The sequence below is a fragment of the Pseudomonas sp. S5F11 genome (genome assembly GCF_019641515.1).
In the GTDB taxonomy this organism is placed as follows: Bacteria; Pseudomonadota; Gammaproteobacteria; order Pseudomonadales; family Pseudomonadaceae; genus Aquipseudomonas; species Aquipseudomonas rhodesiae.
Window position 1 is genome coordinate 2,661,007 of the sequence record NZ_JAIFJZ010000001.1, and the last position, 14,095, is coordinate 2,675,101.

Here is a 14,095-nt window from a genome sequence, read left to right on the forward strand (position 1 = left end):
ATCGGCAGGAGTATAAACGAAGCAGACCGGCTGGCACGGCGCGTGTGGCTCTTTGACGCAGGCGCGCTGAATGACCGTTCGTCGCCCACACGACAACCTGTAGGGAATGTGTAAACCCGAAGAACCCGACATCAACGTCTACAGTCATATCCACAGGATCAACCCAAGGAGCTTTTATGTCTCGTTTCATTCGCAGCGCCGCCGTTCTAACCCTTAGCGCCAGCACCCTGGCCAGCCTTTCGGCGATGGCGGCCGATGAACTGCACTACAACCAGATATCCCTGCGCGCGGAGGCCAGCCAGGAAGTAGCCCGCGACAAGATGATCGTGACCCTTTACACCGAAGCTCAAAACGCCGACCCCGCCAAACTCGCAGCCGACATCACCACTACCTTGAACACAGCGTTGGGCCAAGCCCGCGAAGTCAAGGCCGTCACTCTGCGTCAAGGCAGTCGTAACAGCTACCCGATCTACGACGACAAGAACCAGAAAATCACCGGCTGGCGCGAGCGCGCCGAGCTGCGCCTGGAAAGTGCGGATTTCCCGGCGCTGTCCAAACTGACGGGCGAGTTGCTGAACACCCTGAAAATGGACAGCATGAACTTCGCCATCGCCGACGCCACCCGCAAGGCCAGCGAAGACGCTCTGCTCAAGGACGCGGTCGTGGCGTTCAAAGCGCGCGCGCAACTGGTCACCGATGCGCTAGGTGGCAAGGGCTACAAAATCGTCAACCTGAACTTCAACACCAATGGTTATCCACAACCCTACGAACGAGGCGGGATGATGATGAAAGCCGCGGCGATGGATTCGGCTCCGACGCCGCAAGTCGAGGCCGGTACCAGCCAGGTCAACATGAGCGCAGATGGAGTGATCGAAGTCTTGCAGTAACTGTTGCAATCCACAAAAACGGCCCAGCCTGATAGCTGGGCCGTTTTTTTGGCCTGCCGTTTTATCCATGGCATATCGTTCAGCGAACACGCCAGACAAACCCTCCGTCAATAAACTCAGCGTTATTAAACAAGCTGATGAGCAGCGCAGCTCACACCCAGAACCCAGTAGGCCTTTACTTATATTGTCAGGCTAACATCACTGCCCATCCATAAAAGTTGAACCACTCCTCTACGCGCCGCCACATAGTTAAGCGAGGCTGAATCCAACTCAGCGGCCAGTTGATCGACCACCCTCAAAGGAGTTTTTCATGCCACTCGCTATTCCAGCACAGAGCACCTGAAGCACAAACGCAAAACACTTCAGTGAAGAAATTAAATCCAAGGACAGGGTCACCAAGCACCGTCAGGAGAGCGGTGCAACGTCTATGTCTGACAGACAGGCATAGAGGCAACTTTATTCGAGCGCTCATAGGGATGATGGGATTGCGAAAGTGAATCCAATGAAGACGACAGAACATGTGATCTGACCCAGCCTCAAGATACTCGCAGTTGATAAAGCAGCCGGCACACCGATGCCATCACGCCCCCACGAATAAAGTGAGCCTTTAATGAACATACAGTCAGTTGTGAGTCCACCGACCGTACACAGGCCTCATGCCCCTGCAATCAGCCCCCCGTCCTCTCAACGCACGACCAGCGAGCAAGACAAAAGCCGCTCATCGCAAGCGCCAGGTCCAGCCACGGCCAGTCATCCTGAAACAACCGTGCAAGAAAACGTGATTTATGGCTTCAGTGCTGTCTCTGCGCCTTCGGCTGGCTACACCCTGAAAGAGCGCGAGCAGCGCATCAAAGACTATTCCGTTCGCGTTCAGATGCTGCTTGGAAATATACCCAGTATTCGCCCAGGTGAAAGCAGCGTCAGGTTCCAGAACGCCCGCATGTTCATGGAGCCCGCAGGCTACTTCAGCGGTGGTTTATTGGCCGCCGGATACGACCCGCACGAACAATTCACAGTGACGTTCTCTGCCTATACGGGAAAGGGAAAGCCGGAAACCCTGATCAGCACATCGCAGCGCACCTACTTCGCATGGGAAATTGCCGCGGGTGCTTTAGCACACGATAGAGTCCAACGGGGCGGTCCTATCAACTTCAACTTTATGGAAATAGCGTCGAAGGATCAGAGCAAGATCAACGACCTGGAGACGGTGGGTAGAAGCCTGCAAAACCATTGGGAAAATGAAGTTTCAAAACCTATGCGCGACCCTTCCGGCCCCTTGGCAGCCATCTCCGGAGAAGCGGATGCCTATGCTGTAAAAGGCACCTTGCAAAGCCTGCGCAATAACACGGAAAGCTTTCAAAAACTGAGCCATGCAGGACAACAAGCGGTAGCGCGTACGCTGGATAAAAACTCGCAGGTCATCATTCCAAATGTGTATGGCTATCCAATGTCCGGGTATGCCTTTATTCCCTACACTCCTTACGATGGAAATTATGAACACCGGCCCAACCAGGGATTAATGATCGATATCAAGAATGGTTCCGTCCGCGAGCTACATGGCGATGCAGACTTTGCGCGTTGGGCCAAAGACAACTACTCCACTTTACTGAATCGTTTTAATACCGGAGATACGCAAGGCGGCAAGGATGCCCACTGGCCCAGTGCGAAGTATGTGCTCGATACGCTGATCTCAGGTGAAAAGGCTTACTTCCCCGGATACCACAACTTGCTCTCGGATGAGCAAATACCGGCTGCGCAACTATTCAACTACACACGCGCCCGCGGTGGCGATTACCAGTTGAAGTTTGGCAATTTGAACAACGGCGTTGCCTCCCACTATCAGGCGGTCAATGCCAAGAATGCGTTATGGTCCGATCAGACGGAAGTATTCGGCTCCTCACAGCAAGACTGGAAGTCCGCGAAAGACTTTTGGGGCAATACGTTCGGCTACGTCCCCATCATTGGTAACACCGGCAATATTGTATTCGGCGTCCACGATGCCCTCGATGGGATGACGGCAGAAGATCGTGTGGGAGGCGGTGCGGCCGCGGTCCTCTCAGGCCTGCAATTGGCCCATGAAATTGCTCCAGTCGCTGTAGAAGCCGGGCTGGGTGACGTCCTCAAAGGCGGTGGCCTTCCGAGCGCGAGAAATTACGCATGGAAGAAAAACCCGCAGACAAACGACTTTGAACTCGTCTACACATCCAAGCCCAAAACGAATACCGGTAAAATCGTTGTTCCGGATGAGACACCGCCCGGCAACCGGCTGCGCCCCAGCCAAGCGGGACAAATCAGCCAGCACGCGGTACCGGATGGAGAGCACTTGATTGAAAACACTGTCCCCAACGCCAAGGGCATTTATCAGATCAAGGATGCAAGCACAGGCGCCGACCGCTGGTTGATCCGCTACACCGACGCAACAGGCATCAAAAAGGTGTACGAGATCCGAGGGGATTTCAAGCTGAGCAACAATTACGTGCAGATTATTGACCCCGAAACCAGACGGCCTGTGATGACCGTCCACTCTTCGGGCAATGGCGAATGGACACCGGCCAAAGGAAGCGGAGGTATCCGCTGGCCCTGGACGCGCGACCAGTCACCCACCCCCAGCGATGACCCGAAGTCCCCACCTTCCTTTGCCAGTCATTTCCGCGATTACACAGGCAGCCCCATGAAAGGTTCCGAAAGAGTCGATGAATTCTTGAAACCCAACGCGGGAACCCACTACGACTTCGCCATTTCCAATTTTGAGGCTGAAGAAGGCCAGCCCAAAACAAACTTCAAGGTTCTATGGAATGTCGACGAGACTGAGTTTTCCGTTGGCGCGGGTGAAAAGGCGCAGCCCACGGAGCACAGCCCCAACGAATACTCACCCAACTTTGTTTTGGATATAAACCGCAACCCCTACACCGTCACCACAACAGAAAATGGACTGACCAAAACCCTGCGACTGGATGCCACGGCGAACTCGGCCGAAGGTATCAGGCAAGCGCGGCTCAGTCAGTTTGAGAGCGCCATTCCGGATGACGACCTGCGTGCACGCATTTCCGAAGTCGCCCATCAAGGCTCAATAGCCCCCGCCACCATTGAGTTGAACGGCGGTTCGGTATTGCAGGATGGCTACTACTTTGGCGCTGACGACACCCAGTTTCACATCTATCACGACCGGTCCAACAATCTAACGAAAGTCGAGATCACGTCCAAAGGGCACCTCTCCAATCCGGAAAACGATGTCAACCGCGTTCCGGGGGTGGAAGTGACCATCAAGAGAACTTTCACGATCCGGGAAGGCAATGAACTGGATAGTATGTTCACGATCGACAAAGATGCGCCCACTCAAATCGAAGTAGCGGTCGCCGGGTAGTCGAAGTGTCGCCACACAGCCCACTTACCTGATCCCCCGAACGGCGGTAACCTCGGTCACCGCCGTTACGCTTGAGCAGCGTTCATACGCCTGCCACTTCAGGGGTCTACATGGAAAGAATCGCCTTAAAACCGCTCGTCCTCGCCGCCGGCCTGCTGGCCTTTATGCCGATGGTCCAGGCCGCCAGCACTCTGGTCTATTGCTCCGAAGCCAGCCCCGCCGGGTTCGACCCTAGCCAATACACCAGTGGCACCGACTTTGATGCGTCCGCCGAAACCGTGTTCAATCGCCTGACCCAGTTCAAGCGTGGCGGCACTGAGGTCGAGCCTGGGTTAGCGACCCGCTGGGAGGTATCCAACGACGGCCTGACCTACACCTTCCACCTGCGAGAAGGCGTCAAGTTCCACACCACTGACTTCTTCAAACCCACTCGTGATTTCAACGCGGATGACGTGCTATTCACCTTCAACCGCCTGTTGGACGCCGAAACCCCGTTCCGCAAGGCCTATCCTTCCGAGTCGCCGTACTTCACCGACATGGGCCTGAACACCACGATCAAGCATGTCGACAAACTCGACGAGCACACCGTGCGCTTCAGCCTGAACAACGTCGACGCCGCGTTCGTGCAGAACCTGGCCATGAGCTTTGCCTCCGTGCAATCGGCCGAGTACGCGGGCCAATTGTTGAAAGACGGCAAGGCCGAAGATATCAACCAGAAGCCGGTGGGCACCGGGCCGTTCGTGTTCAAGCGTTATCAGAAGGACTCGCAGATTCGCTACGTGGCCAATAAACAGTATTGGAAACCCGAGGATGTGAAGCTCGACAACCTGGTCTTCGCGATTACCCCCGACGCCGCTTCGCGCCTGCAAAAACTCAAGGCCGGCGAATGCCAGGTCAGCGGCTATCCGCGCCCTGCCGACATTGAGGTGATGAAACAGGACCCGAATCTGCGCGTGCTGCAACAAGCCGGTTTCAACCTGGGCTTCCTGGCCTACAACGTGACGCATCCGCCGTTGGATCAGTTGAAAGTGCGCCAGGCTCTGGACATGGCCATCGACAAGCAGGCGATTATCAAAGCGGTGTATCAAGGTGCCGGACAATTGGCGCAGAACGCGCTGCCACCGGCCCAGTGGTCTTATGACCCATCGCTGAAGGACGCGCCCTACGACCCGGTCAAAGCCAAGGCGCTACTAAAAGAAGCAGGGGTTGCACCCGGCACCACCCTCAACCTGTGGGCGATGACCGTACAACGCGCATCCAACCCGAACGCGCGCATGTCGGCCCAGATGATTCAACAGGATTGGGCCAAGGTGGGCATCAACGCCAATATCGTCAGCTACGAATGGGGCGAGTACATCAAACGGGCCAAAAATGGCGAGCACGACGCGATGATTTACGGCTGGACCGGCGATAACGGCGACCCGGATAACTGGCTCGGCGTGCTCTACAGTTGTGCCGCGGTCAAGGGCAGCAACTACGCCAAATGGTGTAACCCAGCGTACGACAAACTGGTGCAGCAGGCCAAAGTGAGCAACGACCGCGCGCAGCGCATCAAGTGGTATCAACAGGCACAAAAAATTCTTAAGGAACAAGTACCTATAACGCCTATTGCGAACTCGACGGTTTTCCAACCTCTGCGCAAGGAAGTCAAAGACTTCAAAATCAGCCCCTTTGGGCTCACGCCCTTTTATGGCGTGAGTCTGGAGAAGTAACAGTGACGCCCCAATCGAGTGCGCTAGACGCCTCGGTTGGCCTTTCTTGGTGCAAGCCGCGCACCGAAAAAACCCTCAAAACAGGCGCAAACATGTCAAAACTTTCATAATTGCGACATTCCTGTACGCTCGTACCACTCTTTGCGTCTTGCAACCGCTCAACGTCTTGCATTGGGTATGGCGCCTGCATAAGTATCGGCAGGCCGACTCACGAGGTCGCCCTCACCACCAAAAATGACAACAAATCATGAGGCCAACATGCTTAAACACGCAGTCCTTCCGTTATTAGTGAGCGCGGGCCTTATGGCCGCGGCCCCATTCGCCCATGCGGCGACTAACCTGGTGTTCTGCTCCGAAGGGAGCCCGGCCGGTTTCGATCCAGGCCAGTACACCACCGGAACAGACTTCGATGCTTCGGCCGAAACCATGTTCAACCGTCTGAGCCAGTTCGAACGCGGCGGCACCGCCGTGGTACCTGGCCTGGCCACCAGCTGGGACGTATCCCCGGATGGCCTGACCTACACCTTCCATCTGCGCGAAGGCGTCAAGTTCCACACCACCCCGTACTTCAAGCCCACTCGTGAATTCTCGGCTGACGACGTACTGTTCACCTTCAATCGGATGATCAACAAAGACGATCCATTCCGTAAGGCCTACCCCACCGAGTTCCCGTATTTCACGGACATGGGGATGGACACCAACATCAAGAACATCGAGAAAGTCGATGACCACACCGTCAAGTTCACCCTTGGCACCGTGGACGCGGCATTCATCCAGAACCTGGCCATGAGCTTCGCGTCGATCCAGTCGGCGGAATACGCGGCCCAGCTGCTGAAAGAAGGCAAGCCAGCGGAAATCAACCAGAAGCCGATCGGCACTGGCCCGTTCGTGTTCAAGAGCTACCAGAAAGACTCCAACATCCGTTACACCGGCAACAAGGATTACTGGAAGCCTGAAGACGTGAAGATCGACAACCTGATCTTCGCCATCACCACCGACCCGTCGGTGCGTATCCAGAAGCTCAAGAAAAACGAATGCCAGATCACCTTGTTCCCACGTCCGGCCGACCTCAAGGCGCTGGGCGAAGACAAGGACCTGAAACTGCCGCACCAGGCTGGTTTCAACCTGGGCTACGTGGCCTACAACGTCATGGACAAAGTCAAAGGCAGCGACCAGCCCAACCCGCTGGCTGACCTGCGCGTACGCCAGGCGCTGGACATGTCGGTGAACAAGCAGCAGATCATCGACTCCGTCTACCAGGGCGCAGGCCAACTGGCCGTCAACGCCATGCCGCCGACCCAGTGGTCCTATGACACCACCATCAAGGACGCCAAGTACGACCCTGAGAAAGCCAAGGCGCTGCTCAAGGAAGCCGGCGTCAAGGAAGGGACCGAGATCGTGCTGTGGGCCATGCCGGTTCAGCGTCCGTACAACCCGAACGCTAAACTGATGGCAGAAATGCTGCAGAACGATTGGTCGAAGATCGGCCTGAAGGTCAAGATCACCAGCTACGAGTGGGGCGAGTACATCAAGCGCTCCAAAGGCGGCGAGAACCAGGCCATGATCATTGGCTGGAGCGGCGACAATGGTGACCCGGACAACTGGCTGAACGTGCTGTTCGGCTGCGATTCGCTGGCCGGTAACAACTTCTCCAAGTGGTGTGACAAGAAATTCGACGGCATCGTGAAAGAGGCCAAGGCCACTTCCGACGTCGCTAAACGCACCGAGCTGTACAAGCAGGCGCAACATATCCTCAAAGATGCAGTCCCGATGACACCTATCGCGCACTCGACGGTGTATCAACCCATGCGTAACACCGTACAGGACTTCAAGATCAGCCCGTTTGGCTTGAACTCCTTCTATGGCGTGAGCGTAAGCGGCAAGTAAGAACCAGTGACGGCGACGTTTCATAACGTCGCCGTTATTGCATCCGCCAGACCAGTAGGAAACAGACCACGCTCGCATCCGTTGCGTCCTACAGCAACGAACTGCGGTCCGCGACTCCGTTGCCTACAAGGTCAATCCGATTTGGCGCATTTACTGCGAACTCCGCGACCCATAACGTCGTAGGACAGCAGCGGTAGCTATATGGGAAAGGCACTTGCTGTGCGTGGGATCAGTGATGTCTCCCAGTCCGAAAGGCTGGGCGATTGCTCGCTGATGACAACTACAAACAAGGATCGGGATCGTCATGCGCCATACCACCGTTCTATCCGCAATTTTTGGCACCAGCCTGCTGGCTGTGGCCACGATGGGCCAAGCCGCCGACAAGAAGAGCCTGGTGTTCTGCTCCGAAGGCAGCCCCGCAGGGTTCGATACAGCGCAGTACACCACCGCCACCGACAACGACGCGGCCGAGCCGCTGTACAACCGCTTGGTCGAGTTCGAGAAAGGCGCCACCAACGTAGTACCTGGGTTGGCGACCAAGTGGGATATTTCAGAAGATGGCCTGACCTACACCTTCCATCTGCGTGAAGGGGTGAAATTTCACAGCAACAAGGAGTTCAAGCCGACGCGGGACTTCAATGCCGACGACGTGCTGTTCACCTTCAACCGCATGCTTGACCCGGATCATCCGTTCCGCAAGGCCTACCCCACCGAGTTTCCGTACTTCAACGGGATGAGCCTGAACAAGAACATCGCCAAGGTCGAGAAAACCGACCCGTATACCGTAGTGATGACCCTGAACACGGTGGACGCTGCGTTCGTGCAAAACATCGCCATGAGCTTCGCCTCGATTCTGTCGGCCGAATACGCCGAGCAATTGCTCAAAGAAGGCAAGCCCAGCGACATCAACCAGAAGCCGATCGGCACCGGGCCGTTCGTATTCCAGCGTTACCAGAAAGACTCGCAGATCCGTTACGTGGCCAACAAACAATACTGGGACCCGAGCCGCGTGAAGCTCGACCAGTTGATTTTCGCCATCAACACCGATGCCTCGGTGCGCGTGCAAAAACTCAAGGCCGGCGAATGCCAAGTAACCCTGCACCCGCGTCCGGCGGACGTCGATGCGCTCAAGGCCGACCCGAACCTTCAATTGCTGACCAAACCGGGTTTCAACCTCGGTTACATCGCCTACAACGTGCGTCACAAGCCCTTCGACCAACTTGAAGTGCGCCAGGCCCTGGACATGGCGGTGAACAAGCAAAGCATCCTCAATGCCGTGTACCAGGGCGCCGGGCAACTGGCGGTCAACGCAATGCCGCCGACCCAATGGTCCTACGACGACACCATCAAAGACGCCGCCTACAACCCGGAAAAAGCCAAGGAACTGCTCAAGGCCGCCGGCGTGAAGGAAGGCACCGAGATCACCCTGTGGGCGATGCCGGTGCAACGGCCGTACAACCCCAACGCCAAGCTGATGGCCGAGATGCTGCAAAGCGACTGGGCCAAGATCGGCCTCAAGGTCAAGATCGTCAGCTACGAGTGGGGCGAATACATCAAGCGCACCAAGAACGGTGAGCACGATGTCAGCCTGATTGGCTGGACCGGCGACAACGGTGACCCGGACAACTGGCTGGGCACCCTCTACAGCTGCGACGCCATCGGTGGGAACAACTACTCGATGTGGTGTGACCCGGCGTACGACAAGCTGATCAAGCAAGCCAAGGTCGTAACCGACCGTGAACAAAGGACTGTTCTATACAAACAGGCGCAGCAACTGCTCAAGCAGCAGGTGCCGATCACGCCCGTCGCCCACTCGACGGTCAACCAGCCGTTAAGCGTCAAAGTCGAAGGGTTCAAAGTCAGCCCCTTCGGCCGCAACGTGTTCTCGGGCGTCAGTATTACCCCATAAGAAAATAACCGGATTGCGCAGGGCGAAAGCTGCCCTGCTGCAAACGTGCAGCCTTTTATTGGGATTTTTCCTACGGCAAACGTTTGCAACAGCTTGAACGAGTTACACACCAATAGCCGGTTCACCTAAAAAGACCGGCATAAAAAAAGAGAACCAAAGGAGCTCCACCCATGAAACTGAGCAGCAAAGTGCTTCTGGCTATGGCCATCAGCAGCATCACGGCCACCGCCTACGCAGAACCGGCCAGCCAGGACTTCGTTCCGACGACATTGGCCGGCACCAGCGCGCAAAGCGAAGCCAAAGGCTTTATCGAAGATTTCAGCCTGGGCGGCACCACGCGTAACTGGTACTCCCATGAAAGCAAATACCGTGGCGGCACCTTCTCCTACGAGAAACACGGCGAAACTCGCACCGACCGCAACCGTACCAACTGGGTGCAGGGCACTATCCTTAACGCTAGCTCGGGGTTCACCCAGGGCACTGTCGGTGTCAAGACAGAAGTAGCGGTTTACAACGCGCTGGTCTTGGATCGCAGCAAGCGTGACATCAAGGGCGGCTCCAACCGTACCCTAGCCGACTCCGACGGCAACGCCGTAGATCAGTGGAGCAAACTGGGCCTGGCCAACGTGCAGTTCCGCGTGTCCAACACCACTTTGACCGCAGGTCGCCAGAACTTCAGCAGCGGCATCGTCGACACCATCGGCAACCGTGCTTTGCCATCGAGCTTCGAAGGTGTGAGCTTCAATAGCGAAGAGTTCAGCAACCTGTCGTTCCAGGGCGGTATCTTCGATCGCGTTTCGCCACGTACCGAACAAAGCCTGTCGAAATTCCGTAGCGAATACGGCAACGGCACCCAGGAAACCGACAAAGTATCGACCCTGGGCGTGAACTACCAGCCGCTGAAAAGCCTGAAAACCAGCTTCTTCGCCGCCAACGTGAAGGACTTCTGGAACCAGTACTACTTCGGCGCTACCCACGAATTGGGCGACGCTCAGCAACTGGGGCTGACCACCGGCTTCAACTACTACAAGACTGTCGATGAAGGCAAAAAAGAGATGGGGGAAATCGACAACGATACCTTCTCCCTGTCCTTGGGCCTGACTCACCAGGCACACAGCCTGACCTTCGCTTACCAGCAAGTGAACGGTAACGAGTACTTCGACTACCTGCACGAAACCAACGGCATCTACCTGGCCAACTCCCTGACCTCGGACTTCAACGGCCCGAACGAGAAGTCCTTCCAGGTCGCCTACGCCATCAACATGGCGGAGTACGGTGTACCAGGCTTGAAATTCAACGCCTACTCGGCTCGCGGCTGGGGTATCGACGGTACTCACTACACCGGCAACAATGGCCGGGCCAAGTTCGCCTACGACGGCATCCAGTCCCAAGACGGCGAGAAGCATCAGGAATACGGTGTAGGCGCCTCTTACGCCCTGCAAAGCGGCCCACTCAAAGCCACGACCGTGCGCGCGACTTATGTGGAGCACCGTGGCAGCGAGTTCCAGGCGGACGGCAGCATCAAAGAGTTCCGTCTGGTCACCACCATCCCATTCAACATTCTTTAATTAGCACCAGGCAGACGGCAGGCTCAGGAAGAGCCTGCCGTCTACGCTTGTCTGGTCCCATCGATTGCAGAGGGCTCTGAATGAAAATGCTCCCGCTACAAGCTGCCGTTGCCGCCGCGCTATTGAGCGCAGCTATCGGCGTATCGGCCAAACCCCTGGTGGTCTGCACCGAAGCCAGCCCGGAGGGTTTTGACCCGGTCCTGTACACCACCGCCGTCACCGCGGACGCCGCGGCCGAAACCGTGTTCAACCGTCTGGTGGATTTCAAGCCCGGTACTACCGAAGTGGTTCCCGCGCTGGCCAAGGACCTGCCGGAAATCAGCGCCGATGGCCTGACCTACACCTTCCACCTGCGTGAAGACATCAAGTTCCACACCACCGATTACTTCAAACCCACGCGCAACCTGAATGCCGACGACGTGCTCTGGAGCTTCAAGCGCCAGCTGGACCCGAATCACCCGTGGCATAACAAGTCCACCGTGGGCTACCCGTACTTCGAGAGCATGGGCTTCAAAGAACTGCTCAAGAGCGTAGAGAAAACCGACGATCACACCGTCGTCTTTACCCTGACCCGTCCTGAAGCACCATTCCTGGCCGACCTGGCCATGGCGTTCTCCTCGATTCACTCCGCCGAATACGCCGACCAGTTGCTCAAGTCCGGCAAGACCGATGAGCTGAACAGCAAGCCGATCGGCACCGGCCCGTTCATCTTCACCCGCTACGCCAAGGACGCCCAGGTGCGCTTCAAGGCCAACCCGGAGTACTTCCGTGGCAAGCCGCCGGCCGATCCGCTGATCCTGGCGATCACCACCGACAACAACGTGCGCCTGCAAAAGCTCAAGGCCAACGAATGTCAGATCGCGCTGTATCCCAAGCCCGACGACGTGCCGAGCGTGAAGGCCGACCCAAACCTGAAAGTGGCGGAATTGGCGGCGATGACCACCGCGTACACCGCCCTGAACACCACCCACAAGTACATGAGCGACGCGCGGGTGCGCCACGCGATCAATATCGCGTTCGACAAGAAAGGCTACAACGAATCCCTCTATGGCAAAGGCAACGCCATCGACGCCACCGGCCCGTATCCACCAACCCTGCTGGGCTTCAACAATAAGTTGAAGAACCCTGAGCGCGACCTGGACAAGGCCCGCGCCCTGCTCAAGGAAGCTGGCGTACCGGAAGGCACCGAGTTCACCCTGTTCACCCGTAACGGCGGCGGCCCGACGAACCCCAACCCGATGCTCGGCGCCCAGCGCATGCAGGCAGACCTGGCGCAGATCGGCCTGAAAGTGAACATCAAAGTCATGGAATGGGGCGAGATGCTCAAGCGTGCCAAAGCTGGCGAGCATGACATGGTGTCCGCGGGCTGGGCCGGCGATAACGGCGACCCGGATAACTTCCTCACGCCGAACCTGAGTTGCGATGCTGCGAAAAACGGCGAAAACTACGCCCGCTGGTGTAACAAAGAGTTTCAGGCTTTGATCGACAAGGCCCGCGCTGACGCTGAACCCGCTGAGCGCGCTGCACTCTATGAACAAGCCCTGGATGTTTTCGAGAAAGACCAACCGTGGATTCCCATGGCCTACCCGAAAATGTTTACCGCCATGCGCAAGAACGTCGAAGGCTTTACCCAAAGCCCTCTGACGACTAATAACTTCGCCACCACCCAGGTGAAGTAAATAAGAAAAACGCTCGGCACCGTCGACATGGGCGGTGCCGAACCTGCCTAACCGGCTGATTGAGGTACACCACAAGATGTTTAGTTTTATTGCCCGCCGACTGGGGTTATTGATCCCCACGTTCTTCGGCATCACGTTGCTGACGTTTGCGTTGATACGCATGATTCCCGGCGACCCCGTAGAAGTCATGATGGGCGAACGCCGCGTCGACCCCGAGATGCACGCACAGGCAATGGAACGCCTTGGCCTTAACAAGCCGCTGTATGCGCAATACCTGGACTATGTCGGCAAGCTCGCCCAGGGCGATCTTGGTGAGTCCCTGCGCACCCGTACCAGCGTGTGGACCGAGTTCACCGCCCTCTTCCCCGCGACCCTGGAACTGTCCATGGCCGCCCTGTTGTTCGCCGGCGTCCTGGGCCTGTTGGCCGGGGTAATCGCGGCACTCAAGCGAGGATCCCTGTTCGACCACGGGGTGATGGGCATCTCCCTGGCGGGCTATTCGATGCCGATCTTCTGGTGGGGCCTGATCCTGATCATGTTCTTCTCGGTGAGCCTGGGCTGGACCCCGGTTTCCGGGCGCATCGACCTGCTCTACGACATCGAGCCGCGCACCGGCTTCATGCTGATCGACACGCTGCTGGCTGACGAGCCGGACGCGTTCTTCGACGCCCTGCACCACCTGATCCTGCCGGCCATCGTGCTCGGCACCATTCCGCTGGCGGTGATCGCGCGGATGACCCGTTCGTCGATGCTCGAAGTGCTGCGCGAAGACTACATCCGCACCGCCAAGGCCAAGGGCCTGTCGCCGACACGCGTGGTGTTCGTACACGGCCTGCGCAACGCGCTGATCCCGGTATTGACCGTAGTGGGCCTGCAAGTCGGCACCCTGCTGGCCGGCGCTGTGCTGACCGAAACCATCTTCTCCTGGCCCGGCATCGGCAAATGGCTGATCGAAGCCATTGGCGCGCGGGACTACCCGGTGGTGCAGAACGGCATCCTGCTGATCGCCTGCCTGGTGATCCTGGTGAACTTCGTGGTGGATATCCTCTACGGCTTCGCCAACCCACGCATCCGTCACCAGCGCTGAGA

The 14,095-nt window shown here is 57.2% G+C and carries 8 protein-coding genes; all 8 read left to right on the forward strand.

The genetic code is table 11. From position 1 onward, the window contains the following. Positions 1-176: 176 nt before the first annotated feature. The 8 genes from K1567_RS12055 to K1567_RS12090 all read left to right on the forward strand — a co-directional run bounded on the left by K1567_RS12055 (position 177) and on the right by K1567_RS12090 (position 14,093). The gene (locus tag K1567_RS12055; protein WP_034111744.1) at positions 177-887 is read left to right on the forward strand and encodes an SIMPL domain-containing protein; all 711 of its coding nucleotides are present in this window, start codon (positions 177-179) and stop codon (positions 885-887) included. 766 nt (positions 888-1,653) lie between these two features. After that, positions 1,654-4,251 carry a hypothetical protein gene (locus K1567_RS12060; protein ID WP_236238625.1) on the forward strand — a complete coding sequence of 866 codons (2,598 nt, stop codon included), beginning with the start codon at positions 1,654-1,656 and terminating at the stop codon, positions 4,249-4,251. A 110-nt stretch (positions 4,252-4,361) separates the two neighbouring features. After that, positions 4,362-5,963 (forward strand): ABC transporter substrate-binding protein, encoded by a 1,602-nt coding sequence (locus K1567_RS12065; RefSeq protein ID WP_220698523.1) that lies wholly within the window; start codon positions 4,362-4,364, stop codon positions 5,961-5,963. A 258-nt stretch (positions 5,964-6,221) separates the two neighbouring features. Beyond that, a complete protein-coding gene (locus tag K1567_RS12070) occupies positions 6,222-7,850 on the forward strand; it encodes an ABC transporter substrate-binding protein (protein ID WP_220698524.1) in 1,629 nt (542 codons plus the stop codon). A 364-nt stretch (positions 7,851-8,214) separates the two neighbouring features. Continuing rightward, on the forward strand, positions 8,215-9,759 hold the full coding sequence (locus tag K1567_RS12075; RefSeq protein ID WP_371918485.1) for an ABC transporter substrate-binding protein: 1,545 nt from the start codon (positions 8,215-8,217) through the stop codon (positions 9,757-9,759). 170 nt (positions 9,760-9,929) lie between these two features. Then, positions 9,930-11,327, forward strand: coding sequence for an OprD family outer membrane porin (locus tag K1567_RS12080; RefSeq protein ID WP_034095863.1), 1,398 nt, complete (start codon positions 9,930-9,932; stop codon positions 11,325-11,327). An 80-nt stretch (positions 11,328-11,407) separates the two neighbouring features. Further along, positions 11,408-13,006: an ABC transporter substrate-binding protein gene (locus K1567_RS12085; protein WP_034136955.1), complete on the forward strand. Its 1,599-nt coding sequence runs from the start codon at positions 11,408-11,410 to the stop codon at positions 13,004-13,006. A 76-nt stretch (positions 13,007-13,082) separates the two neighbouring features. Beyond that, complete coding sequence (locus tag K1567_RS12090) at positions 13,083-14,093, forward strand: ABC transporter permease subunit (protein WP_034095861.1); 1,011 nt, start codon at positions 13,083-13,085, stop codon at positions 14,091-14,093. The last annotated feature ends 2 nt before the right edge of the window (positions 14,094-14,095 follow it).